We start from the raw sequence: 26161 nt of genomic DNA on the forward strand, positions 1-26161 counted from the left end.
TCAGTTGCGCAGCAGGCTCTGCGAGCCGTTGCAGAAGGCCTGCCAGGCTTGCTCCGGCGCCAGCGCCTGACGCTGCCTCGCGGCTACCGCCGGGGCGCTGAGGGCTGTGCAGCGCTCGATCGCCTCAGCCCAGGCGCTCTCGTCGGCAACGGGCAGGTAGCCACCCGTGTCGCGCAACTGCTCACGGAACACCTGCAGGTCACTGCACACCACCGGTACATCGGCCATCACTGCCTCTTGCACCACCAGCCCCAGGCCTTCTGAGCGCGAAGGCACCAACAGCCAGTCGAATGCCCGATACAGCTGCTGCAGGTCTTCGCGGTGACCGCGCAGATGAACGCGCCCAGCCAGGCCCAGCGCGTCGACACGCTCCTGCAGCACGGCATGCTGCGGCCCCTCACCAATGATCGCCAGTTGCAGGCCCGGTTGCCGTGCACTGGCCTTGGCGAATGCCTCGATCAGCATTTCGAAGCCTTTGCTCTCTACCAACCGCCCTACCGCGCCCAGCATCACCCCGTCGGTCTGAGGCAACTGCAGCGCCTGCCTGGCCTTGTCCCGGCTCAGCAACGGCTCGGCGAACGCCAGCGGGTCGAGCGCCATGCGCAGCGTCTGCACCGGCCTGCCCAGGTCATGCTCCAGCGATTCAGCCAGCGTATGCGACACTGCCGCGATGCTCAGGCGCTCGGCCGGCAGCATACGCAACAGGCGAATATCGCTGCTGTTCAGGCGCGTCTTGCCATGGAACAGAACCTTGGCCCGCACCTGAGGAATGTTCTGCAGCAGCGGTAGCACAAGCCGCGCAACGCCAATACCATCGAGCAACACGATTTCTGCCTTGGCCTCGGTCAGCGCCTTGCGCAAACGCATGCGCAACCACGGCCGCAGCAGGCGCCACAGGTGCCGCCCTTTCAACGCACGGGGTGGCATGTGCCACTCCCGGGTCGAACCGAGCCCACAGCACAGCCCGCTACCCAGCAGTAACCAGTTACTGATTCGTGCATCTGTACCGGCGTGCGACAACACTTGCCGATGCACCTTGTGGATGGACATGTACGGCGTTCCACCCGCCCACATCATATTGACGATGTTCATGGGCCCTCTCCCGCTCATGTCAGGTGGGACAGCGACTTCATTGAACAAAAAGGGTGATAACCATGCCAATCAAGGCACCTGTCACCAGCGTCAATGCCAGCTTGATCCGATCACGTTGGCGACGCTTGGCCTTGCGCTCCACTTCAATGGGCAAGGTCACGTGATTGCCAAATCCTGTGTGCAATACTGCATCACCCTCCAAGGTGACCGCTGTCAGATTTAACTCAGCGTAGCGTCGGGAAAGCGCCTTCTCTCCAGCATAGGCGGCAAATGGCGCACAGCGCTGGTAATCGCTCAATCGACGCAGGCCGGGGTTGAGCGAAAATGCCTGCCATTCGGCCTTGTCGGACAGCAGCGGGTAGCACGGCACACCGGCGATGATCTGGCGATCGCCCAGGTGGATGTACGGGCTGTGTACGGCCAGGTCATGGGCATGGCTGCGCAGCCATACCTGCAACAGGTTGGGGCTGACTTCCAGGATGGCCCGCGAGTCTTCGACAAAGCCCTGGCGGTAGAAATGCCAGTCGTCTTCGCAGTGGAAGATGTACGGCGTCTTGACGTGGCTGTAGGCCAGGTCGATTGACGGTAACTGGCCGAGTTTGGGCCGGTTGACGAACACCTTGCAGTGCGGTTTCCAGTGCTCTGGCACTGCGCCATGCACGGCATCGTCACCGGAATCTTCGGTGATGAACACTTCGCGAATGGGCGCGGTGTTGTAGCGATCGAAACTCTCAAGGGTATCTTTGAGCAGATCGAACCGCCCACAACTGGTCACGACAAGCGTGACGTCACTCTCTTCTGAAAAGCGCACCGGACTCCCTCCGCATTGCGACTATCGGCTTCCGACACCCGCTCCTGGGCGCGAAAGCTCGTATTTAGATGCCCAGCTTCAGGCGCAGCCGCTGCCACGCAGACAACGGCGGGTGGGGCCTGAGCGCCGGGCGCATATGGTCGACGATGCTACGTCCAACTGCGGCGAAACTGAAACGGGAAACCGCCAGATGGCGGCCATTTTCTGCAATCTGCCGAGCCAGTTCAGGGTCTGCACGCAAACGGCGGAGCTTTTCCTGAAGGGTCGGGATGTTGTCATAGAACACCACGTTGTGCATGTCCTGCAGGCCCAATGCGCGGTTTTCTTCCTCGCCCTGGTCGTACGCCAGCAACACACAGCCACAGGCCATGGCTTCGAAGTTCTTGATCATGTATTCGCCCATGCCGACGTCGGCACTGACGAAGAAACGAATCCGGTTGAGCGTGTTGCAATAGTCTTCACCCGACTTGGTACGGGTTACCAGCAGGTTCTCGACCTGCCCCAACTCGTCCAGCAGCGCCTTGCGCCCACTGTAGGCCACGCTGTTGACACTGCCGACGAAGGCCAGTTCGATGTCGCGCTCACGCCCCTGGTCGGTCAGCAATTGCTCGTCGTAGCCCTTGGGCACGAACACGGCGTCGAAACCTTCCTGGCGCAGGCGCTCGCTGACCATGTAGCCAGAGCTGATCACCCGCGCCCATGGCAGCTGGCGGTAATGAGCGCTGAACTTGCCTGTGTACTTGCACGGGATGTAGTTCTGGTAGGCGTCGTGCTCGAGGATGACCAGGTTGGGTACGGTGCGAATGAAGGCCACCTGGCGGATCTCCTGCTTGAAGCGCAGGAAGAACACGATGCGGTCATAGCGCTCGACCTGCACTTCACGCTTGAAATAGCGACGCAGGTTGCGCTGGTCTTCGCTGGTCAGCCAACGCAGGTCGCACTCGCAGTTGGCCGCGACGCCATCGTACAGGCGGTCGAGAATCGCCCGCTGTTCCTTCTGCACCAGAAATAGGACTTTCATTGCTTTCCTTGGGCGCTCTGCGCCATCGCGGTCAACCATGGGGCGTGCTTACAGCTCGCGTCGCCAGAACAGTTCGTGTCGGCGCACGGCCTTGCGGAAGAACTCGTTCTCCCCATAAGGCGACGGCCGCCGCCCGGCCAGCCAGCGTTGCAGCAAGCGGCGCAGGCGGCGCTTGAACGGCGCGGGCGGCTGCAGGTCGTGCATCATGCCCAGGGCCATGGCCTTGTCGTGCTGGGTAGCCATGTCCAGCACCAGGCTGCAAGGTGCCCAGGCCTGTGCAGCACTCAACTGCGGCGGCAAGGCCACGCCATCGCCGCTGTCGCCCATGGGCCAGCGGTCGTTGTCATGCAGGTGGTTGGCGTAGCACAGCAGGGTTTGTGGCTGCCAGGCCAGGCCTTGGAAGGCCTCCAGTACCGCCGCCTGGGCGCAGATGTGATCGGGGTGCGGGTCGAGCTGCGGGTGCGGCATCACCAGTACTTCTGGCCTGGCCATTTCCAGCAAGGCACGCAGGTCGGCCAGCAGGTTGTGCCAGGTTGGCGCACCATCGCTGTCAGCCGGCAGTGGGAACGGGTTGAACTGGCGGAACACACGGATATCGGCCAGCTCGGCCTCGCGAGAAGCAGCTGGCTGCTCTGGCGCGGCCTGCATGGCAGGCAACTGCAGGCAGAAATAACCCAGTTGTACGCAACGCGACTCCGGCACACCGGCCCAACGCGGCACGGCGATACTGTCCCAGGCGCGCAGGCGCCCCTTCAGGCGCGCGGCCTCAGCCTTGGCCAGGCCCATCTGCTGGTAGTGCTCGGCCTCGATTTCACCGGCAGTCAGCGTCACCACCCAGGTTTCATCAGCCTGGCTGTAAAGGCCATACGCAGCCAGCTCGGCGTCGTCGGCATGCGGCGCAATCACCATCACCCGGCGCCGTTGCAGTTCGACCGCTGGCGTTATCCACAGGCGCGGTTGGCCCAGCAGCCGGCAATGACGACCACGCAGGCGCAACGTGCCGGCTTGCAGCGGCGCAGCCAGGCCGGTCAGGTTAAGAAAACGCACGCCATCGACGCCACGCTCGAAGGTTTGCCGGTCGGCCTGATCACCCGCCAGCAGCACGACCTGCGGGTCGAGGAACCGCCCGAGCCAGCTGCCTTTTACCCGCAGCTCAAGCACAAGGGTTTCATCGCCCTGTAGCACGCAATCGGCCTTCAGCAGGCCATCGTGCAGGCTGGCAACAACCTGCCGCGCCTGGTCACCGAAGTCGTAGACGTAGTCCTCGCCCGGCGCGTAGAACAGGTGGTCGGCAAACCAGGCCTCGTGGGCGGCCCAGAGCAGCGGCAACAGCAACAGCGGCAGCCACCACCAGGCGAATACACCCAGGGCGACCAGTGCAATCAGGCCCGCCAGCAAGCCCAGGCGCTTGTTGCGCCGGTGGCGCTTGAGCAACTGCTGCTTGCGGCTCACGCCTGATACACCGGCACAGGGTTGCACCAACGGTCCTTGTATTCGCGGTCGGCACGGCCGAACGAGAAGCGCAATGGCTTGTTGCGCGCACGGGCATCTTCCCAGGCGGCCTGGGTATTGAGGAAGCTCAGTACGCTGCCGGGGCTGAATGCCTTGGTTTCCGGGTCTACACCGCCATTGATGTACTCGACGCTGACCCATTCCGGCGCTTCGACGCGGTACACCAGCTGAATGGCAATCGGCTTGCCGTCCAGCATCAGCACCGAGCCGATCAACAACTCGCGCAGGCGTGCCAGCACCTCAGCCATATGCTCGGCACCGGTGGCCGGGAAACCCCAGCGGCGCTGGAACAGGTCGCAATACATGCTGGCGACTTCCTGCGCACTGAAGTCGCTGATCGGGCGTACAACGCCACCCGCCTCTTCCAGCAGGCGCAGTTCGCGGCGCTGGTTGTAGCGGAATTTCTTCGACAGGTCTTCATGCGCCCGCGCCATCGCCAGCTGTTCCTTCTGCGCCTTGAGGCCGCTGAAGCGGCCCTGATTCAGTTCGGACAGGTAGCGCGCGGTATGGCGCAACGGTGCAGCGGCATCGGCCGCCGCTGGCAGGATGATTTCGGCATTGCCCAGGTCGAACAGGGCTTTCTTGCCGGCATGCTTGAGCACGTCCTTGGCCAGCGCCAGGTGGCGCCCCCAGGTCGGGATGGCGGCTTTCAGCTCGCCGGCCTGGTACCAGCCCAGGTAACGCACCGGGATCTGCGCCAGGTCAGCCAGTTGCTCGACCACCAGCGGATGGGTGGCGACACTGCCACCAAAGCGCGCCCACGCCTCGGCATAGGCCTTGGCGTCGATAGTTTGCCAGCCGCGTTCGCGGAAGGCCTGGATACGATTGAGCATCAGGCCTGCCCCACCAGCGCACGCACCTGCGGCAGCTGCCAGAAGGCCTCGCGCACCGCCTGGTCGGAGAAGCGCTCATGCAGGCGTTGCAGCATGTGCTCGGCACAGGCCTGGCGCTGTTCTGCGTCCAGCGTGGCCATATGCTTCAGCCCCTGAGCCAGCTGTGCGGCATCGCCCAACGGGAACAGCACACCCACACCCTCGACCACTTCGCGGGCCCCGCCACAGGCCGTGGCCAGCACCGGCACACCGGCGACCATGGCTTCGAGCAGGACCATGCCGAACGGCTCGTGGTCGGAGCTCAGGGCAAACACGTCGAAGGCCTGGAAGTAGCGGCGTGCATCCGGCACCTGGCCCAGGAAGTCCACCTGCCCGGCAATGCCCAGCTCGGCGGCCAGGGCCTTGAGTTCGGCTTCCAGCCGGCCCTTGCCGAGGATCGCCAGGCGTGCACCGGCCGGCAGCCCGGGCAGCGCCTGGGCAAAACCGCGCAACAGCGTGGCCTGGTCCTTGTCCGGGTGCAGGCGCCCTACATTGCCGACGACCCACGCCTGCGCATCCAGGCCCAGGGCCTGGCGCGCCTCGGCGCGCGGCACCAGCGCCGCTTGCAGGGCGCCGATGTCGATGCGGTTGTACAGGGTCTGGATGCGTTCGGCCGGCCACTGTGGCAGGCAGCGACGCATGTCGTCACGCACCGCATCCGACACGCCCAAAAGGCTCAGGCGCTTGCTGAACAGGCTGGCGAACAGCCGACGGCCTTTGCGCTCATAGTCGCCAAAGGCATGGTGCACGCCGATCACCGGCAGGCCGGTACCCAGCAGGGCCACGTAGATCGGCTTGAAGCGGTGGGCAATGCAGAAGGCGAAGTTGCGCTCGGCCGCAATGCGCCGCAAGGCACGGATGGCGCCGAGCTTCAGGCCACGCACGGCCTTGGAGCTGAACTCCAGGAACAGCACCTCGTCCGATGCGCAGCCGGCCGCTACCTGCGGGTCGGCTGCACCGGTGAGGAACACCGTGGTGACCTGGTAGCCACGCCCCTGGAACAGGCTGGCGTACTGACGGGCACAGTCGAGGAACGGCCCGTCATAGCCATGGCAGAACTGCAGGATGCGCGGTTCAGAGCGGCTGGTCATACGCGGCCGCGCCGTCCTTCACAACCAGGATGTCTTCCATGATCAGGTACTGCAGGTCCGAGCCGAAGAACATGTTCAGGGCGTCGGTCGGCGAGCAGATCATCGGTTCACCACGGCGGTTCAGCGAGGTGTTCAGCGACACGCCGTTGCCGGTCAGGTCTTCCAGCGCCTTCATCATGTCGTAGTAGCGCGGGTTGTACTCGCGCTTGAGCACCTGGGCACGCGAAGTACCGTCCTCGTGCACCACTTCCGGTACGCGGGTCTTCCACTCTTCAGCCACTTCGAAGGTGAAGGTCATGAACGGCGCCGGGTGGTCGACCTTGATCATCTGCGGGGCGACGGTGTCGAGCATCGACGGGCAGAAAGGTCTCCAGCGCTCGCGGAACTTGATCTGGTGGTTGATGCGGTCAGCCACGCCTTCGACGCTCGGGCAGCCGATGATCGAACGGCCACCCAGGGCACGCGGGCCAAACTCCATGCGGCCCTGGAACCAGGCCACCGGGTTGCCATCGACCATGATCTGGGCGATCTGCTGCGGCATGTTGTCGAGCTTGCGCCACTTCGGCTGGTCCGGGTGACGGGCGCAGGCGGCGATCACGTCTTCGTTGGAGTACGACGGGCCGAGGTAGACGTGTTCCATCTTCTCGACCGGTACGCCACGGGCGTGGGAAACATAGGCTGCGGCGCCGACGGCAGTACCGGCATCGCCGGAGGCCGGTTGGACGAACAGCTCTTTCACGTCCGGACGGGCGATGATCTTCTGGTTGAGCTTGACGTTCAGCGCACAGCCGCCGGCGAAGGCCAGCTTGCCGGTTTCACGCAGGGTGTCGCCCAGGTAGTGGTCGATCATCTGCAGCGCCAGCTTCTCGAACAGCGCCTGCATGCTGGCCGCGTAATGAATGTAAGGCTCGTCGGCGATATCGCCTTCGCGCTTTGGGCCCAGCCATTCGATCAACTTCGGCGAGAAGTAGAAACCCTTGCCCTTCTCTTTATAGCGGCGCAGGCCGATGACGTTGGCGTACTCGGTGTTGATCACCAGTTCGCCGTTTTCGAAGCTGGCCAGGCGCGAGAAGTCGTACTTGCTGGCGTCGCCATAGGGCGCCATGCCCATGACCTTGAACTCGCCGTCGAGCATCTCGAAGCCGAGGAACTCGGTGATCGCGCCATACAGGCCGCCCAGGGAGTCCGGGTCGAAGAATTCCTTGATCTTGTGGATCTTGCCGTTTTCGCCGTAGCCAAAGAAGGTGGTGGCGTATTCGCCTTTACCGTCAATGCCGAGGATCGCGGTTTTTTCCTTGAAGCCCGAGCAGTGGTAGGCACTGGAGGCGTGGGCCAGGTGGTGCTCGACCGGCTCGATCTTGACCTTTTTCGGGTCGAAGCCCAGCTGCTCCAGGCACCAGACGATCTTCTTGCGGTAGCGCTTGTAGCGACGGTTGCCCATCAGGATGGCGTCGAGGGCGCGATCCGGGGCGTACCAGTAACGCTTGGCATAGTGCCAGCGCGCCTTGCCGAACAGGCTGATCGGGGCGAACGGGATGGCTACCACGTCGACGTCGGACGGCTTGATGCCTGCCTGCTCCAGGCAGAACTTCGCCGACTCGTAGGGCATGCGGTTCTTCGCATGCTTGTCACGCACGAAGCGCTCTTCTTCGGCGGCGGCAATCAGCTTGCCGTCAATGTACAGGGCCGCGGAAGGGTCATGGCTAAGGGCGCCGGACAGGCCAAGAATCGTCAATGCCAAGGGATTAGCCTCTTCATTCGGTAAAAATGCGCCAGCGGCCTCTTGGGCGGGTGGCGGCTAAAGGGCGGGATTATAACGCAAACATCAGGGGAGGCACTGCTTAACCTGTGGGAGCGGGCGCGCCCGCGAACACCGGCAAAGCCGGTGCCATGCACCGCAGCGCCTGCTTCGCGGGCACGCCCGCTCCCACAGAGACTCCAAGACAGTGGTTTACTCGGCAATCAGCCAGTCCATGCGGTAGCTACCATCCGTCTGCGCCAGCTCCTTGGCCAACCACGGCAGCAGCTCTTTGAGCTCTTCTTCCAGCCCCCACGGCGGGTTGGCGATGGCCAGGCCCGAACCATTGAGGCCCTGCGGGCTGTCCTGGTGGTGCACATAAAGCTCGACCCGCAGCAGCTTCGGCGCGCCGGTGCTGGTCAGGTCCTGGTAGTAACGCGTCAGCGAGCGCTGGTCCTTGATCGGGTACCAGATGGCCGCGACGGTCTGGCGCATGCGGCTGATCGCCTCTTTCATGGAATTGGTGCAGCGCTTGAGCTCATCGGCCTGTTCGAACGGCGGGTCGATCAGCATGATTGCGCGCTTTTCCGGCACCGGCAGCAAGGCCCGCGGCACATGCCAGCCTTCGCCCAGGTGCACGACCACACGCGGGTCTTTTTTCATGTTCTCTTTGAGCAGCGGCCCGTCTTCAGGGTGCTTCTCGTTGAGCAGGGCGCGATCTTGCTGGCGCATCAGGCGGCGAGCCAGTTCGGGCGAGCCGGGGTAGTAACGCAGCTCGCCGTCGGCGTTCAGGCGCTTGATGACGCGCAGGTAATCGGCAGCCATGGCCGGCACATCATCACGGCCCCACAGGCGGGCGACGCCCTCCAGGTACTCGCCGGTGCGGGTTGCCTGGTCGCCTTGCAGGTCGTACAGACCGAGCCCTGCGTGGGTATCGATGTAGGCGAACGGCTGCTCCTTGCGCGACATCAAGGCGATGAGGCGGGTCAGCACGATGTGTTTGAGGACGTCGGCGTGGTTGCCGGCGTGGAAGGCGTGACGATAGTTCATGGCAACTCCTGCGAAGGCGGCAAGTTTACCTTGCCTTGCAGGCGGAGTCAGGCCTGGCTGTCGATCGGCGGCGCCTGCTTCGCGGGTGAACCCGCTCCCACAGGGGCTGCACAGCTTTTGAAGGCCGTGGAGTTCCTGTGGGAGCGGGTTCACCCGCGAAGCAGGCGCCGCCGGTTCAACGGGTGTTACTTGTCAGCGTGATACGCCGCATCGGCAGTTTCGAAGCGCTGCACCATCGCCTGCGACGGGCTGCCCAGCTTGCTCACCACAACGATGGCGATGCTTGCCAGCAGGAAGCCCGGGATGATTTCGTACAGGCCCCAGGTATCGATCTGCTTCCACAGGATCACGGTCAGCGCACCGACCACGATACCGGCCAGCGCGCCGTTACGGGTCATGCCTTTCCACAGTACCGAAATCAGCACCACCGGGCCGAAGGCAGCACCGAAGCCGGCCCAGGCGTAGGCCACCAGGCCCAGCACGCGGTTTTCCGGATTGGCAGCCATGGCGATGGCAATCAGTGCCACGGCCAGCACCATCAGGCGACCGACCCATACCAGCTCGACCTGCGAAGCGTTCTTGCGCAGGAAGGCCTTGTAGAAGTCTTCGGTCAGCGCACTGGAGCACACCAGCAGCTGGCAGCTCAAGGTGCTCATCACCGCCGCCAGGATAGCCGACAGCAGCACACCGGCAATCCATGGGTTGAACAGGATCTTGGCCAGTTCGATGAAGATACGCTCGTGGTTCTCGGTGACCGGGCCTGCCAGGTCCGGGTTGGCCGAGAAGTAGGCGATGCCGAAGAAGCCCACGGCGCAGGTACCGGCCAGGCACAGGATCATCCAGGTCATGGAGATGCGGCGGGCGTTGGCGATGGATTTCACCGAATCGGCAGCCATGAAGCGCGCCAGGATGTGTGGCTGGCCGAAGTAGCCCAGGCCCCAGCCCATCAGCGAGATGATGCCGATGAAGGTAGCGCCCTTGAACATGTCGAAGTTCGCCGGGTTCACCGCCTCGATGGCGGCAAAGGTGGTGTCGAAGCCGCCCGTGGAGATCAGCACGATCACCGGGGTCAGGATCAGCGCGAAGATCATCAGCGAAGCCTGCACCGTATCGGTCCAGCTCACCGCCAGGAAGCCACCGACGAAGGTGTAGGCGATGGTAGCCGCGGCGCCAGCCCACAGGGCAGTCTCGTACGGCATGCCGAAGGTGCTTTCGAACAGACGGGCACCGGCAACGATGCCAGAGGCGCAGTAGATGGTGAAGAACACCAGGATGACGATCGCCGAAATGATACGCAGCAGGCCGCTCTTGTCTTCGAAGCGGCTGGCAAAGTAATCCGGCAGGGTCAGTGCATCACCGTTGTGTTCGGTCTGTACGCGCAGCCGGCCGGCCACGAACAGCCAGTTCAGGTAGGCACCAACGGTCAGGCCAATGGCGATCCAGGCCTCGGACAGGCCCGAGAAGTAGATGGCGCCCGGCAGGCCCATCAGCAGCCAGCCACTCATGTCGGATGCGCCGGCAGACAGCGCGGTAACCACGCTACCCAGGCTGCGACCGCCCAGAATGTAATCGGAAAGGTTGTTGGTGGAGCGATAGGCGGCGAAGCCGATCAGCACCATTGCCGCGATGTAGATCACGAAAGTGATCGTTAGTGGATTGCCCATGCGTGTGCCCTGGCGTTTGTTTTTATCTCATGCACAACCGCAGCCATGGCGGTTGCACCCAGGCGGCGAATCCTATGCAACAACGCAAAGCAGGTGCAACCATTTTTCTATTGCAAGTTGCACCCATTGGAGCATTTTTTGTAAAAGCCGCTTTTTTGCTCCTTTTGGGAGCATCAAGCCGGTTTTTCAGAATAAAACGCACCGTAAACGCCCCTTTTCAGGGTGTGGAAATGTCTGTCAGACGAGTTGCACCTTTTACACAAAAAATTCGGGTTGCACCTGGTTGCACCCGAATTGTCCTACAGCTACTCTTGGCGCCAGCTTAGGCCACAGCCGTGGCAATAACGAGGATAAGAAATGGCGACGACCACCCTTGGGGTCAAACTCGATGACCCGACCCGTGAGCGACTCAAGGCAGCTGCGCAGTCGATTGACCGCACGCCGCACTGGTTGATCAAGCAAGCGATCTTCAATTACCTGGAGAAGCTCGAGGGTGGTGCCACCCTGACCGAACTCAACGGCCAAGCCACCAGCCTGGCTGATGACGCCGGCGATGTTCAGGCCGACCACAGCCACCAGTGCTTCCTCGAATTTGCCGAAAGCATCCTGCCGCAGTCGGTACTGCGCTCGGCGATCACCGCCGCCTACCGCCGCCCCGAGCAGGAAGTGGTACCGATGCTGCTGGAGCAGGCGCGCCTGAGCGCCCCCCTGGCCGAAGCCACCAACAAGCTGGCCGCCGGCATCGCCGAAAAACTGCGCAACCAGAAGAGCGCTGGCGGCCGTGCCGGCATCGTCCAGGGCCTGCTGCAGGAGTTCTCGCTGTCATCCCAGGAAGGCGTGGCGCTGATGTGCCTGGCCGAAGCCCTGCTGCGCATCCCCGACAAGGGCACCCGCGATGCGTTGATCCGCGACAAGATCAGCACCGGCAACTGGCAGCCGCACCTGGGCAACAGCCCGTCGCTGTTCGTCAACGCCGCCACCTGGGGCTTGTTGCTGACCGGCAAGCTGGTCAGCACCCACAACGAATCCGGCCTCACCTCCTCGCTCACCCGCATCATCGGCAAGAGCGGCGAGCCGATGATCCGCAAGGGCGTCGACATGGCCATGCGCCTGATGGGCGAGCAGTTCGTCACCGGCGAGACCATCGCCGAAGCCCTGGCCAATGCCAGCCGCTTCGAGGCCAAGGGTTTCCGCTATTCCTACGATATGCTCGGCGAAGCCGCCCTTACCGAGCATGACGCGCAGAAGTACCTGGCATCCTACGAGCAGGCCATCCACTCGATCGGCAAGGCCTCCCATGGCCGTGGCATCTATGAAGGCCCGGGCATCTCCATCAAGCTGTCGGCACTGCACCCGCGCTACAGCCGCGCCCAGTACGAGCGCGTGATGGAAGAGCTGTACCCGCGCCTGCTGTCGCTGACCCTGCTGGCCAAGCAGTACGACATCGGCCTGAACATCGACGCTGAAGAGGCCGACCGCCTGGAGCTGTCGCTCGACCTGCTTGAGCGCCTGTGCTTCGAGCCGTCGCTGGCGGGCTGGAACGGTATCGGCTTTGTCATCCAGGCCTACCAGAAGCGCTGCCCGTATGTGATCGACTACGTCATCGACCTGGCCAAGCGCAGCCGCCACCGCCTGATGATCCGCCTGGTAAAAGGCGCCTACTGGGACAGCGAGATCAAGCGCGCCCAGGTCGAAGGCCTGGAAGGCTACCCGGTCTACACCCGCAAGGTGTACACCGACGTGTCCTACGTCGCCTGCGCCCGCAAGCTGCTGGCCGTACCTGAAGCCATCTACCCGCAGTTCGCCACCCACAACGCCCACACCCTGTCGGCGATCTACCACATTGCCGGGCAAAACTATTACCCGGGCCAGTACGAGTTCCAGTGCCTGCACGGCATGGGCGAGCCGCTGTACGAGCAGGTGGTCGGCAAGATTGCCGATGGCAAGCTGAACCGCCCGTGCCGCGTCTATGCACCGGTCGGCACCCACGAAACGCTGCTGGCCTACCTGGTGCGTCGCCTGCTGGAAAACGGCGCCAACACCTCGTTCGTCAACCGCATCGCCGACCACTCGATTTCCATCCAGGAACTGGTCGCCGACCCGGTCGCCAGCATCGAGCGCATGGGCACCCAGGAAGGCAACATCGGCCTGCCGCACCCGCGCATTCCGCTGCCGCGTGACCTTTATGGCACTGAGCGGGCCAACTCGGCCGGCATCGACATGGCCAACGAACACCGCCTGGCGTCGCTGTCCTGCGCCATGCTGGCCACCGCTCACAACGACTGGAAGGCCGTCCCGCTGCTGGCCTGCGCCGCCAGCGAAAGCGCTGCCGCGCCGGTACTGAACCCGGCGGATCACCGCGACGTGGTCGGCCATGTGCAGGAAGCCACCGTTGCCGACGTGGACAACGCCATCCAGTGCGCACTGAACGCCGCGCCGATCTGGCAGGCCACCCCGCCGGCCGAGCGTGCTGCCATTCTGGAACGCACCGCCGACCTGATGGAGGCCGAAATCCAGCCGCTGATGGGCCTGCTCATCCGCGAAGCCGGCAAGACCTTCGCCAACGCCATCGCCGAAGTGCGTGAAGCCGTTGACTTCCTGCGCTACTACGCAGTGCAGGCACGCAACGACTTCAGCAACGACGCCCACCGCCCGCTGGGCCCGGTGGTGTGCATCAGCCCGTGGAACTTCCCGCTGGCAATCTTCACCGGCCAGGTGGCCGCTGCCTTGGCCGCCGGCAACCCCGTACTGGCCAAGCCCGCTGAGCAAACCCCGCTGATCGCGGCCCAGGCCGTGCGCCTGCTGCTGGAAGCCGGCATCCCCGAGGGCGTGCTGCAACTGCTGCCAGGCCGCGGCGAAACCGTCGGTGCCGGCCTGGTCGGTGACGAGCGCGTCAAAGGCGTGATGTTCACCGGTTCCACCGAAGTGGCCCGCCTGCTGCAACGCAACGTTGCCGGCCGCCTGGACAACCAGGGCCGCCCGATTCCGCTGATCGCCGAAACCGGTGGCCAGAACGCGATGATCGTCGACTCCTCGGCACTGACCGAGCAGGTGGTGATCGATGTGGTGTCCTCCGCCTTCGACAGCGCCGGCCAGCGTTGCTCGGCCCTGCGCGTACTGTGCCTGCAGGAAGACTCCGCCGACCGCGTGATCGAAATGCTCAAGGGCGCCATGGCCGAAAGCCGCCTGGGTTGCCCGGACCGCCTGGCCGTGGACATTGGCCCGGTGATCGACGCCGAAGCCAAGGCCGGCATCGAGAAGCACATCCAAGGCATGCGCGAGAAAGGCCGTTCGGTCTATCAGGTGGCCATTGCCGATGCTGCCGAGGTCAAGCGCGGCACCTTCGTCATGCCAACCCTGATCGAGCTGGACAGCTTCGACGAGCTGAAGCGCGAAATCTTCGGCCCGGTACTGCACGTGGTGCGCTACAACCGCCGCAACCTGGACCAACTGATCGAGCAGATCAACAACTCCGGCTACGGCCTGACCCTCGGCGTGCACACCCGCATCGACGAGACCATCGCCAAGGTGGTGGAAAACGCCAACGCCGGCAACATGTACGTCAACCGCAACATTGTGGGTGCAGTGGTAGGTGTGCAGCCGTTCGGTGGTGAAGGCCTGTCTGGCACCGGCCCGAAAGCCGGCGGCCCGCTGTACCTGTACCGCCTGCTGTCGACCCGCCCGGCCGACGCGATTGGCCGCCACTTCCAGCAGCAGGACGGCGAAGGCAAGCCGGACCGCACCCTGCACGAACAGCTGGTCAAGCCGCTGCACGGCCTGAAGGCCTGGGCCGAGAGCAACCAGCTGGCCGACCTGGCTGCGCTGTGCGACCAGTTCGCCAGCCAGTCGCAAAGCGGCATCGCCCGCCTGCTGCCAGGCCCTACCGGCGAGCGCAACAGCTACACCATCCTGCCGCGCGAGCACGTGCTGTGCCTGGCGGACAACGAAGTCGATCTGCTGGCGCAACTGGCTGCAGTCCTGGCCGTTGGCAGCTCGGCGGTGTGGGCTGACAGCGAACCGGGCAAGGCCCTGCGTGCCCGCCTGCCGCGTGAGCTGCAGGCCAAGGTCAAGCTGGTGGCGGACTGGAACAAGGATGAAGTGGCGTTCGACGCCGTGATCCACCATGGCGACTCGGACCAGCTGCGCGGCGTGTGCCAGCAGGTGGCCAAGCGCGCCGGGGCGATCGTCGGTGTGCACGGGCTGTCCAGCGGGGATCACCAGATTGCGCTGGAGCGGTTGGTGATTGAGCGGGCGGTGAGTGTGAACACTGCGGCGGCGGGTGGTAATGCCAGCCTGATGACCATTGGCTGATCGCTGTTGATAAAAAAGGAGAGCTTCGGCTCTCCTTTTTTATGGGCGCTTGTCTTCAGATAGGGTTGGGCTGACAGGTGCTCGCCACAACATTGTCTGCGCCTATGAGACCGAGCGCCGCCCGCGCGGCGCATCGCGACGCAAGGCCGCTCCTACATTTGTTTCGGGCCAGTCTCTCCTGTGCCTATGGCGCGCGTACCCTGGGTGCATGGCTGGAGATCGATTAAAGAGCGACTGCGCTCCCTTCGATACCGCATGGAGCAAACAAGGCGGACAGCGGTGCCTCACTGGATGGACTGGCCCGAAACAAATGTGGGACAACAAGTCGCCCCACTGACAGGCATCAAGCCATTGCGATTACAACCAGAGCAAACACCATCATCAACTGAAGCCCAATACCGGGCAGCATCCACAGCCAGTTGGCCAGCGTCAGGCGGTTGTTGGATTGCCCCGACACATCCCCCGCACTGAGGTTGATGCCGTTCTGCATCGCGATAAAGAGCATTACCCACGCTGCCTGACACACGAACGACGCCAGCAGGACAGCTGCCGGTCGCCCTTCAAGCATTGCGTTGACGGCGACTCCGGCCACGGCCAAAGCGTATTGCGCAAGCGTTAACCCGAGAATGGACCACTCACTGGCCTTTCCCGACTCACGAATACAGTCGTTCACCCGCCTCAACAGTGGGTAGATGAAGAGAAACGCGAAAAAGCAGCGCCAGAAAGGGCTAACCTCCTCACCGGTTCTGGCTTTGTGCAGTTTCCAGTTTTGATAAAAGCAATAAAGCCAGTAAATGCCAAAGGTAAAGAACCCCACGACAGCCAACTTGCCCGATGAAACCACGAAGAAAGGCGGTTGTTCAGCTTTATTATCAGCCGTGACGCCATTTGCAAAATCACTCATATGAAATGTGTCCCCTTTAAATACGCGAACGCGCATTCAAAGCCATGCGGCACTCCATCCGCAGCAGTCCGGCACCAGCGGACTGCGTGGGAAACATCGCTTCAGTTTGTAAGATGAACTGGCGCTGTTTGTGTCGGCGTGTATGGCCGCGCGCGCACGGCGGGATTGTAGGTGTCTGCCCCAGATATTACAGCGTTCAGCAGTCCACGCGCGGCACGACCAGAAGTGGCCTCTAAAGCATAATCACAAAAATATCTATCATAGATTTCATATTTGGACTCCACTGCTTCACCGACAACATGGGCGCTTGGCTTACGATGGGGTTGGGCTGACAGGTGCTCGCCACAACATTATCTGCGCCTTTGAGATCGAGCGCCGCCCGCGCGGCGCATCGCGACGCAAGGCCGCTCCTACATGGCTGGAGATCGATAAAGAGCGACTGCGTCCCCTTCAATACCGCATGGAACACACAAGGCGGATAGCGGTGGTCTCACAGGATGGACTGGCCCGAAACAGATGTAGGAGCGGCCTTGCGTCGCGATGCGCCGCGCGGGCGGCGCTCGATCTCAAAGGCGCAGATAATGTTGTGGCGAGCACCTGTCAGCCTTCATGCGATCCGAAGACAAGCCCTCACTGCCGCATGCCCAACTGAGCAACTTCCATCAGCGCCATTAATCAATCCCTTTGAGGTATCTCTGCTGCCTGGTCGGGCCTCTTCGCGGGTAAACCCGCTCCCACAGGGTCACCCCAGGCTTCAAGGCAGATGCAGTACCTGTGGAAGCGGGTTCATCGAGGCGTTGAAACGCCGCCCGGATACATTTCCAAACGCTTGGCAGGCAGACAACCCGCTGAACTTATTGAAAGATAAAACCTTCCAGCGCCACTCCGTTCCATGCCGTCATCAGCAATCAGGCCCGGCATCCCAGCACATGGAGAACGCACGCAAGGCATATGCATATCTATCCCGGCATCCTCGCCGCGTTGAGCGCGACGTTAGTTCTCAAAGTCGCGACCGTCGTACCAGCCCTGATCCTGGCTGACATTATCGACAACCTGTCCACCTCGGCCTCGTCTTCTCTCGTTCTGCTCGGTGCCTTCATATGCCTTGTCGCCCTACAAGCCTCGTTGACCCCTTTGCAAGCCTGGTGCCTGGCGCGGCTCTGCCAGGAGCGCGTGAAGCAGCTTTCCATGCGCTGGTGCCGAGGGTTGCTGGACAAACGTTTCGAGGCTTATGGACAACTCCATGGCGGAACCTTGGTAAAGGTGCTGGATAGAGGAATTACGGCCCAGGAGCGATGGCTAGGCTTTCTGATCGGCTCGGCATGGCCGGTACTGGTCGAAGCTGTGGTACTGATCACGCTGTTCACGTACCTCGGAGCTACCTCGGTTTTGATCGGCCTGGTCCCCTTGAGCTTGGCGTACCTGTGGGCAAACGATCGGCTGGTGCGCTGGCGCCGGCCCCGTATCGAGGCAGTCAACTCGCGGGAGGACGAGCTGGCGGAACAATGGGTTGATACCTTCGCCAGCGCCTCAACGGTCAAGCTGGAGAAGGCCGAGGATGCCGCAATGATTCCCGTGAACCAGACACTGTCGGGCTATGCCGACTCAGCGGTAGGGGTTGCCTACAGTGGCGGATGGCTTCAGGGCTTGCGTACTCTATTCATTGGCCTGGGCAGTGGTGGTTTGCTCTTGTGGGGTATTCAAGATCAATCCCAGGCAACACCGCATCTGAGCCTGGGCGAGCTTGTTGCCCTCTTTACCCTGGTGAGTGGATTGCTCGCCGGCGTTGCACAACTGGCGGAAGCCTGGCGGGTGCTCGACCAATTCAGACTCGACAAACGCAAGCTCGAACACTGGCTCGGGCTTCCTGTGTTCGGACCGACAGTCTCCATAGAGGCAGAGCCTAAAAATGAAAACGCAGGGCTTTGCATTACCCCCTGCCAACTCAGCGCTCGAAACGCGCTGCAACTGCTGATCGATGAGCCCTTGGTAATTCGTGCAGGAGAACGGGTCGCACTGGTTGGGCCCAGCGGGTGCGGCAAGTCGACACTTCTGCATGCGCTGGCAGGAACGGTATTCCAGTTGCGCATGCATGTTCACTTGCACGGCAGATGCCTGGCTGCGCTCGGCGCGTGTGAGCAATTCAGTCGTTTACGACTCTGCCCTCAGGATGCTTACTTCATACCCGGTCCACTGCCCCGGGCGGTATTGTTCGAGCATGCTCATGATCGCGCTCAAATCGAACGATGGCTTGAACACCTGGGGCTGAGCAAAGACTGGTACGAGCTTGATCTGGATGCACGCGCAGAATCCATTTCGGGTGGAGAAGCACGCAGGCTGACGTTGCTTCGCTTGCTTAACCGGCCCGGCGAATTCAATTTCTTTGACGAGCCCACAGCTGGGCTTGATGCCGGATCGGCTGCGCGAACCTGGGATCTGCTGTTCGAAACATTCCAAGGGAAAGGGCTGATCTGCGTAACGCACGATCAGAGTGCCCTTTCACGCTTTGATCGGGTGATCACCATGAGCGAGGGACGGATCATCCACCAAGTGAAAACGAAGATCGCTCAGGACGCTGGGCTACCGGGCGCTCGCACATAACCTACATTGCATTACCAGGCCCTGTAGGAGCGGCCTTGTGTCGCGATGCGCCGCGCGGTCTCACAGGCGCAGAAAATGTTGTGGCGAACACCTGTCAGCCTTCATGCGATCCGAAGGCGGCCACTCACTGCTTCATGCCCAACTCGGCATCATCCATCAGCGCCTTGGCCATAGCGCTCAGGTAGTGCGCAGCCCAGATCATCATCGGTTTCTCGTCCATCAGCCCGGTGATGGTCAGTTCGCGTACATAGCCCATCAATTCCGAGGACTGCTCGCGGGCATCCCTGCACGGAATGCCGGGCTCGATTCGGAACAGTGGATGGGTGCCGTTTTCGCCTTGGTAAAAAGCGGTCTTGCCGACGGTGAACTGGGTGTCTTCTGTTGTCATTGTTCGATCCCCTGAAGATTCTCTAATGCCTGGGCCGGCCCTTTCGCGGGCACGCCCGCTCCCACAGGTACTGTGCAAGTCTTGAAGATTGTGGTGAACCTGTGGGAGCGGGCGTGCCCGCGAAGGGGTCGGCCCTCACAACACATTAATCAGCCTTAGTGCGAAGTCCGCGGCTCCGCTGGCATCTGCACCTGAACCAATGCCGACTCAAGCAAAGCCCGCAGCGCCTCAAGTTCATGCATCGAGGTCATCATCAGGATCGAAGCCGGTGATCTGGGCTGAAGCAGCAACGCCTGATGCACCACGGTGGCTGCGCATAGCGCGTAGTCCGTGGCCTGGATCAGGGTGTCTTCAAGGGAATGGGCGTTATAGGGTGGATCGGGGACTATCTTCAGCATTGGATTTTTTCTCGGTAAGGACCACCACCATCTGCTGTCAAACAAGAGGGTGGCAGCTGTGCATGGGTTGACAGACCGGCAGAAAAAACCAAAAACCCGGCGCACACGAAGTGCCCCATACACAGCCGCCATAAAGACGAAGGCCATGAGAATTTTCTGGACGGCCTGTCAAAGCCGGTCACTGATTTGGCAGCGACCATCCGAGACTAGGGCCCGATCCAGAGCACCGCAATGGCTTGAAGGGGGTTGGGAGTATGTTTGGGAAATGGACTACATGGAATAGGTGAAAACCTAAAATGGTCTGCCGAAGCTGGCCGGAATGCGGTGAGGCTGGAAGGTGTTCGCCTCAGCCTTTGCAGCGCCTGTGAGATCGAGCGCCGCCCGCGCGGCGCATCGCGACGCAAGGCCGCTCCTACATTTGTTTCGGGCCAGTCTCTCCTGTGCCTATGGCGCGCGTAGCCTGGGTGCATGGCTGGAGATAGATAAAGAGCGACTGCGCTCCCTTCAATACCGCATGGAACAAACAAGGCGGACAGCGGTGGTCTCACAGGATGGACTGGCCCGAAACAAATGTAGGAGCGGCCTTGCGTCGCGATGCGCCGCGCGGGCGGCGCCCAATCTCACAGGCGCAGAAAACATCAAGGCAAGCAACTTTATGCCCTAAGTCCTTCACGTACGCCTTCGCCAGAGCCACCAAAGGCTCCAGACTTTAGCCCCTTCAGATGCAACGACAAGGGTCAACCAAAACCACGTGCTGGTATCAGGCAATAGCAAAATCAAGGAAAACGAGGGAATTATAAAGAAAATGCGAAAAGGGAATTGAACACCAGCCAAGTAGACTCCGGAGATTTTCCCCAAACATAGCAATATACTACTGGCGATAAGGGATATCTGGACGGCCAGCCCCATCCAAATAATGAACTCAAGCCCTCCCCCCCACTGCTCCATGTTTGCAAGGGCAGAATTGAAGTCACTCACAAAGGGCGTCACACCTCTATTCAAGCTACTGAATACCACGAAAGAAATGTAAAAAGCATCCATACCCGCCCAAAGCAAACCGACCAACCGCGTTGACTTTGTCAAATCCATGCTCCAAGTCATTTTTGTTTTAGCTCATACTCTTCGTTGGCGATGACTGGCCGCCAATGCCATGAAGCTCCCGATACATCCCAGGCATCATCAGCCTCCACATAAATTTGCGTGACTATCCGCTCCATACCATATCTATGGATTGCTGAAGACGATGCAACGTTGCGATCCTCAGCGCCAAGCGGCACCCACTCCTGAGTTACCGTTCGCGTCGTATTCGCAAAATCTTTCCCTGACGACAAAAAGGCTCGACCTTCATCGCCTCTCGACACCAGGTAATTCGCAACAAAGGCAGCACTCGAGGCAAATTTATTAACACGCATAGACGTTATCTTCCATTTGCCCGGACCACTCACATCAGAGACAGTGTTAATCAAAAAATCGCCATCATTTTGCCTACTGCAAAGCCTCGCATACCAATTCTCTTCGGTATTTATGGGCTTGAATGCTTCGTCTCTAATCAGCATCCACTCGCCTGACGCAACCGGCCTGAGTGCCCTATCAACTTGATCGCTCATAAGGCTAACCGAGCTTTAATACAGACCACATTCCTTCAAGAGCTCGGTCACACCAAATATTTCTCGAACATAACCTCTACTTTTCAAATTATCTCTAACTATCGAGACCGCAAAGAATGGGTTTTCGACCTTGCACAGATCCTTCTTCCTGACATCCGTCCAGCGAGTGAGCTTTTCCATTGCCAATCCTTTATTCCAAAAACTGACAATTACATGGTTTAACTCAAGAAAGCTGCATGGCAACGTCCGAAAACGTTGTGGGAAATTTCTCTGTTTTGCCTGGGTAATAAGATCCAGCAGATGCCCGACCGCTAGGTCTCATTGCACTTTCTACACCCATATCACCCAAACCTATTAACCTCCCCCCACCCCACCCGATTCCCTACACTCGCAGCATCCCGCCTCAGGACCGCCACCATGAGCCCCCGTAACCTCGCCTTCGGGCTCTACGAAGTACTCGACGCCGAAGCCCTCACCCAGCGCCCGCGCTTCGCCGAGCACAGCCGTGAAACCTTCGACGCGGCACTGGCTACCGCCCGCACCATCGCCGAAAAGTACTTCGCCCCGCACAACCGCAAGGCCGACGAAAACGAGCCGCGCTACGTGGATGGCCGCGCGGAGCTGATCCCCGAAGTGAAGCCCGCCGTCGATGCCTTCCTCGAAGCCGGCTTCCTCAACGCCAACCGGGACTTCGAGGTCGGCGGCATGCAGCTGCCCAGCCTGGTCTCGCAGGCCTGCTTCGCCCACTTCCAGGCCGCCAACGCCGGCACCACGGCCTACCCGTTCCTGACCATGGGCGCGGCCAACCTGATCGAGAGTTTCGGCACAGAGGAACAGAAGCGTCTGTTCCTGCAGCCAATGATCGAGGGCCGCTACTTCGGCACCATGGCGCTGACCGAGCCCCACGCAGGCTCTTCACTGGCCGACATCCGCACCCGGGCCGAACCTGCGGGCGACGGCAGCTATCGGCTCAAGGGCAACAAGATCTTCATCTCCGGTGGCGACCACGAACTGTCGGAAAACATCGTGCACATGGTGCTGGCCAAGCTGCCGGATGCACCGCCCGGAGTGAAGGGCATCTCGCTGTTCATCGTGCCGAAGTACCTGGCAAACCCGGACGGCAGCCGTGGCCCGCGCAACGACGTGCTGCTGGCCGGGCTGTTCCACAAGATGGGCTGGCGCGGCACCACCTCCACCGCGCTGAACTTCGGCGACAACGGCCAGTGCGTCGGCTACCTGGTCGGCCAGCCGCATCAGGGCCTGGCCTGCATGTTCCAGATGATGAACGAGGCGCGCATCGGCGTTGGCATGGGCGCGGTGATGCTTGGATACGCCGGTTACCTGTATTCGCTGGAATACGCCCGCCAACGGCCACAAGGCCGGCTGCCGGACAGCAAGGACCCGCTCAGCCCGGCAGTGCCGATCATCGCGCACACCGATGTGAAACGTATGCTGCTGGCGCAGAAGGCTTACGTGGAAGGCGCCTTCGATCTGGGCCTGTACGCCGCGCGCCTGTTCGACGACACCCAGACTGCCGATGACGAAACGTCCCGCAACCAAGCGCAGGCGCTGCTCGACCTGCTTACCCCGATCGTCAAGTCCTGGCCCTCGACGTTCTGCCTCAAGGCCAACGAACTGGCAATCCAGATTCTCGGTGGCCACGGCTATACCCGCGAATACCCGGTGGAGCAGTACTACCGCGACAATCGCCTGAACCCGATTCACGAGGGTACCGAAGGCATCCAGTCGCTCGACCTGCTCGGCCGCAAACTGGCACAAAACAACGGGGCCGGGCTCAAGCAGCTGATTCGCCTGATCGCGGGCACCGGCGAACGTGCCAGCCACCACCCCAACCTCGACCCCTTGCGCCAGCCGCTGGAGCAACTGGTCAACCGCCTGCAAGGCGTCACCCTGGCCTTGCTCGGCGACCTGGCCCAGGGCACGGTCGCTGGCGCCTTGGCCAACTCGGCCCTGTACCTCAAGGCCTTCGGCCACTGCGTGATCGGCTGGCGCTGGCTGGAGCAGGCGGTTCACGCCGAGCTTGGCTTGCTCAAGGGCAACCCCGCCGACCGCGACTTCTACCTCGGCAAGCTGCAGGCCGCGCGTTATTTCCTGACCTGGGAAGTACCGGGCTGCCATAATGAGCTGGCATTGCTCGAGGCGCGCGACAACACTTGCCTCACCATGCAGGACGAGTGGTTCTAAGGGGGAGCCACCGTGTACACGGAGGCTTTTGCATGTTCGATTCCAGCGCCCTGCTGCGCCAGCGCTTTGCCGCGCTGCGCAGTACGGCCGAGTTGTTTTCCCTGCGCCATGTGAAACAGTCGCACCAGGCGCTGTCGGTTCGTCGCAACGTTGCCGAACCACCGTTCTTCAGCCAGGACGAAGGCGCCATGCTCACCGTGCGGGTCAATGGCGTGGAGGCTTACGCGGCCACCGCCGACCTGTCCCAGGCTGGTCTGCAACGCGCACTGGAACAAGCCGAGGCACTGGCCCGGCAGATCGCCCCGCACAGCCTGCTCGACCTGCGCGACCAGCCAGTGACCAATGCCCGTCACGACCACATTTCGCCCAATTTCGAGCAACCCGTGCCCTCCCTCGCCGACTGCCTTGGCCTGCTGGCTGCCGAATCGGCCAGCGTGCCCAAGGACAGCCGCCTGGTGGACTGGCAGGCCAACCTGGGCCTGACCTTGGTCGAGCAAACCTACCTCAACTCGGCGGGTGCCGAACTGCGCCATGCCCAGCGTTTCCTGTTCCCGGGGCTGGGCGTAACCGCCAGCGATGGCCAGGACAGCCAGAGCCGTAGCCTGGGCCGCGACAACTTCGGCCAGCAGGGCGGTTTCGAGATCATCGAGCGCTGTGGGCTGGTCGGCGCCGCCCGGCAGGTCGCCGATGAGGCGCTGCAACTGCTGCTGGCCCCCAACACCCCCAGCGGCCCGCGCGACCTGCTGCTGATGCCCGACCAGATGATGCTGCAGATCCACGAGTCCATCGGCCACCCGCTGGAAATGGACCGCATCCTCGGCGACGAGCGCAACTACGCGGGCACCAGCTTCGTCAAAGCCAGCGACTTCGGCCACCTGCAGTACGGCTCCAGCCTGTTGAACGTGACTTTCGACCCGACCATCGGCGAGGAGCTGGCCAGCTACAGCTTTGATGATGACGGCACCCCGGCCAGCAAGCAGTTCCTGATCCGCGACGGCCTGCTGCTGCGCCCACTGGGCGGCGCGCTGTCGCAGTTCCGTTCCGGCCTGGACGGCGTGGCCAACAGCCGCGCCTGTGGCTGGAACCGTGCGCCGATCGACCGCATGGCCAACCTCAACATCGAACCGGGCGACCAGCGCCTGGAGCAGCTGGTGCAGGGCATCGAGCACGGCATCCTGATGCGTACCAACCGCTCGTGGTCCATCGATGATGCGCGCAACAAGTTCCAGTTCGGCTGTGAATTTGGCCAGTTGATTGAAAACGGCGAGCTCAAGGGCATCGTCAAGAACCCCAACTACCGCGGCATCTCCGCACAGTTCTGGCGCAACCTGTCGGCCGTCGGCGACCGCAGCACCTTCCAGGTACTGGGCACGCCCAACTGTGGCAAAGGCGAACCTAACCAGGTGGTGCGGGTCGGCCATGCCTCGCCGGCCTGCGTATTCCGCCAGATCGACGTATTCGGAGGGGACGCCTGATGAAACACACTTTCGAAACACTGGTCAGGGATGTGCGCGCCGCCCTGCAAGCAGGCGAGCAGTTCACCCTCGGCTACAGCGCCGAACAGTCGCAATTCGTGCGCTTCAACCACGCCAAGGTGCGCCAGGCCGGTGAAGTGAGCCAGGCCAGCGCGCAACTGCGGCTGGTCCGTGACGGGCGCCAGGCGGAACAACAGGTGACCTTGAGCGGTGACGTGCAACTGGACCGCCAGCGCCTGGCCGATGCCCTGGCACAACTGCGCCAGACCTTGCCGCTGTTGGCCATCGACCCTTACCTGCGCCTGGACGAAAGCGCCTGGCACAGCCACAGCCTGCAGGAACAACCCCTGCCCGAGCTGGACGAAGTGCTGGCCTTGCTCGACGGCGAGGCCGGTGACCTGGACCTGGTTGGCATCTACGCTGCCGGCCCGATCTGCCGGGGCTTTGCCAGTTCGTTCGGCGCCTTTGGCTGGCACCAGGCCAACAGCTTCAACTTCGATTGGAGCCTGTTCCACGAAAACGGCCAGGCGGTGAAGGCCAATTATGCCGGCCAGCTGTGGAACGCCGACGACTTCACCGAGCGCCTGCGCCAGGCACGTGAACAGCTCGGCTTCCTCGGCCGCCCGGCAGTTACCCTCAAACCCGGTAGCTACCGTGCCTATCTGGCGCCTGCGGCCATGGACGAAATCGCCGGCATGCTGTGCTGGGGCGGTTTTTCCGCACAGGCCCTCGCCACCGGCAACAGCGCCTTGCAACGCCTGTACAACGCCGATGCACGGTTAAGCCCACTGGTGAGCGTTACCGAGCAGGTCAGCGGCTCGCTGAGCCCGGCGTTTTCCGATGAAGGCGCACCACGCCTGGATGTGCCGTTGATCCAGCAAGGCGAGGCGCAGCAACGCTTGATCAGTGCGCGCAGTGCTGCCGAGTTCGAGCTACAGGCCAATGGTGCCGATAGCTACGAGTCGCCCTGCGCGCTCAGCCTCGCACCGGGCAACCTGGCCAACGAGCAGGTCCTTGAGCGGCTGGGCACCGGGCTGTACATCAGCAACCTGTGGTACCTGAACTACTCTGACCTGCCGGCAGCACGCATGACCGGGCTTACCCGCTTCGCCACCTTCTGGGTGGAAAACGGGCAGATCCAGGGGCCGGTGAGCACCATGCGCTTCGACGACAGCCTGTACAGCCTGCTGGGTAGCCAGCTGGAGGACCTGACCCGGGAGCGCGAGATGATCTTGTCGACCAGCACCTATGGGCAGCGCAGTACCGGGTCGAGTCATTTGCCCGGAGCACTGGTCAAAGGCCTGACCCTGACATTGTGACTGGACTTGCCGGCCCTTTCGCGGCTAAAGCCGCTCCCACAGGATCTCCACTGCCCTCAAATGTGGTGATATTCCTGTGGGAGCGGGTTCACCCGCGAAGAG

18 protein-coding genes are annotated in these 26161 nt (G+C 62.1%); 5 read left to right on the forward strand and 13 right to left on the reverse strand.

Annotation, left to right across the window (positions count from 1 at the left end):
• The 9 genes from AK81_RS08265 to putP all read right to left on the reverse strand — a co-directional run bounded on the left by AK81_RS08265 (window position 1) and on the right by putP (window position 10851).
• Entirely contained in the window at window positions 1–1092 is a 1092-nt protein-coding gene (locus AK81_RS08265; RefSeq protein ID WP_043198176.1) for a glycosyltransferase, read from the reverse strand.
• Between the two features lie 37 nt (window positions 1093–1129).
• Window positions 1130–1903: a glycosyltransferase family 2 protein gene (locus tag AK81_RS08270; protein WP_043198177.1), complete on the reverse strand. Its 774-nt coding sequence runs from the start codon at window positions 1901–1903 to the stop codon at window positions 1130–1132.
• A 64-nt stretch (window positions 1904–1967) separates the two neighbouring features.
• A complete protein-coding gene (locus AK81_RS08275; RefSeq protein ID WP_019472402.1) occupies window positions 1968–2924 on the reverse strand; it encodes a glycosyltransferase in 957 nt (318 codons plus the stop codon).
• Between the two features lie 48 nt (window positions 2925–2972).
• Complete coding sequence (locus tag AK81_RS08280; RefSeq protein ID WP_043198179.1) at window positions 2973–4376, reverse strand: PIG-L deacetylase family protein; 1404 nt, start codon at window positions 4374–4376, stop codon at window positions 2973–2975.
• Window positions 4373–5269, reverse strand: coding sequence for an antimicrobial resistance protein Mig-14 (locus AK81_RS08285; protein ID WP_043198180.1), 897 nt, complete (start codon window positions 5267–5269; stop codon window positions 4373–4375). The genes AK81_RS08280 and AK81_RS08285 overlap by 4 nt, the downstream gene beginning before the upstream one ends.
• The gene (locus AK81_RS08290; protein ID WP_043198181.1) at window positions 5269–6399 is read right to left on the reverse strand and encodes a glycosyltransferase; all 1131 of its coding nucleotides are present in this window, start codon (window positions 6397–6399) and stop codon (window positions 5269–5271) included. Before AK81_RS08290 ends, AK81_RS08285 begins: the two co-directional genes overlap by 1 nt.
• Window positions 6383–8140, reverse strand: coding sequence for a carbamoyltransferase family protein (locus AK81_RS08295; protein WP_016501928.1), 1758 nt, complete (start codon window positions 8138–8140; stop codon window positions 6383–6385). Before AK81_RS08295 ends, AK81_RS08290 begins: the two co-directional genes overlap by 17 nt.
• A 210-nt stretch (window positions 8141–8350) precedes the next feature.
• Window positions 8351–9187 (reverse strand): 23S rRNA (adenine(2030)-N(6))-methyltransferase RlmJ, encoded by an 837-nt coding sequence (locus AK81_RS08300; protein WP_043198183.1) that lies wholly within the window; start codon window positions 9185–9187, stop codon window positions 8351–8353.
• A 185-nt stretch (window positions 9188–9372) separates the two neighbouring features.
• Window positions 9373–10851 (reverse strand): sodium/proline symporter PutP, encoded by a 1479-nt coding sequence (gene putP / locus AK81_RS08305; RefSeq protein ID WP_043198185.1) that lies wholly within the window; start codon window positions 10849–10851, stop codon window positions 9373–9375.
• Window positions 10852–11208: 357 nt separating this feature from the next.
• On the opposite strand from putP, the gene putA reads away from it, so the two are divergent.
• Window positions 11209–15162, forward strand: a complete 3954-nt coding sequence (putA, locus tag AK81_RS08310) for a trifunctional transcriptional regulator/proline dehydrogenase/L-glutamate gamma-semialdehyde dehydrogenase (RefSeq protein ID WP_043198187.1) — start codon at window positions 11209–11211, stop codon at window positions 15160–15162.
• Between the two features lie 343 nt (window positions 15163–15505).
• On the opposite strand, the gene AK81_RS08315 is transcribed toward putA, so the two are convergent.
• Window positions 15506–16066 carry a hypothetical protein gene (locus AK81_RS08315; protein WP_043198310.1) on the reverse strand — a complete coding sequence of 187 codons (561 nt, stop codon included), beginning with the start codon at window positions 16064–16066 and terminating at the stop codon, window positions 15506–15508.
• 951 nt (window positions 16067–17017) lie between these two features.
• Between AK81_RS08315 and AK81_RS08320 the strand changes: the two genes are divergently transcribed.
• Window positions 17018–18667, forward strand: coding sequence for an ABC transporter ATP-binding protein (locus AK81_RS08320; protein ID WP_043198189.1), 1650 nt, complete (start codon window positions 17018–17020; stop codon window positions 18665–18667).
• A gap of 124 nt (window positions 18668–18791) precedes the next feature.
• Here AK81_RS08320 and AK81_RS08325 read toward each other — a convergent pair whose 3' ends face one another.
• The 3 genes from AK81_RS08325 to AK81_RS29240 form a co-directional block, all read right to left on the reverse strand.
• Complete coding sequence (locus AK81_RS08325) at window positions 18792–19055, reverse strand: DUF3077 domain-containing protein (RefSeq protein ID WP_043198192.1); 264 nt, start codon at window positions 19053–19055, stop codon at window positions 18792–18794.
• A 155-nt stretch (window positions 19056–19210) separates the two neighbouring features.
• The gene (locus AK81_RS08330; protein ID WP_043198194.1) at window positions 19211–19453 is read right to left on the reverse strand and encodes a hypothetical protein; all 243 of its coding nucleotides are present in this window, start codon (window positions 19451–19453) and stop codon (window positions 19211–19213) included.
• Window positions 19454–20550: 1097 nt separating this feature from the next.
• Window positions 20551–21060: a hypothetical protein gene (locus tag AK81_RS29240; RefSeq protein ID WP_154100745.1), complete on the reverse strand. Its 510-nt coding sequence runs from the start codon at window positions 21058–21060 to the stop codon at window positions 20551–20553.
• Window positions 21061–21477: 417 nt separating this feature from the next.
• Between AK81_RS29240 and AK81_RS08340 the strand changes: the two genes are divergently transcribed.
• Genes AK81_RS08340 through AK81_RS08350 form a run of 3 tightly spaced genes read left to right on the forward strand, consistent with a single transcriptional unit; the run spans window position 21478 to window position 26059 of the window.
• Window positions 21478–23265: an acyl-CoA dehydrogenase gene (locus AK81_RS08340; RefSeq protein ID WP_043198198.1), complete on the forward strand. Its 1788-nt coding sequence runs from the start codon at window positions 21478–21480 to the stop codon at window positions 23263–23265.
• Between the two features lie 32 nt (window positions 23266–23297).
• The gene (locus AK81_RS08345; RefSeq protein ID WP_043198199.1) at window positions 23298–24740 is read left to right on the forward strand and encodes a TldD/PmbA family protein; all 1443 of its coding nucleotides are present in this window, start codon (window positions 23298–23300) and stop codon (window positions 24738–24740) included.
• A complete protein-coding gene (locus tag AK81_RS08350) occupies window positions 24740–26059 on the forward strand; it encodes a TldD/PmbA family protein (RefSeq protein WP_043198201.1) in 1320 nt (439 codons plus the stop codon). The genes AK81_RS08345 and AK81_RS08350 overlap by 1 nt, the downstream gene beginning before the upstream one ends.
• Window positions 26060–26161: the final 102 nt, after the last annotated feature.

This window comes from Pseudomonas putida W15Oct28 (genome assembly GCF_000708715.2).
Lineage (GTDB): Bacteria > Pseudomonadota > Gammaproteobacteria > Pseudomonadales > Pseudomonadaceae > Aquipseudomonas > Aquipseudomonas putida_R.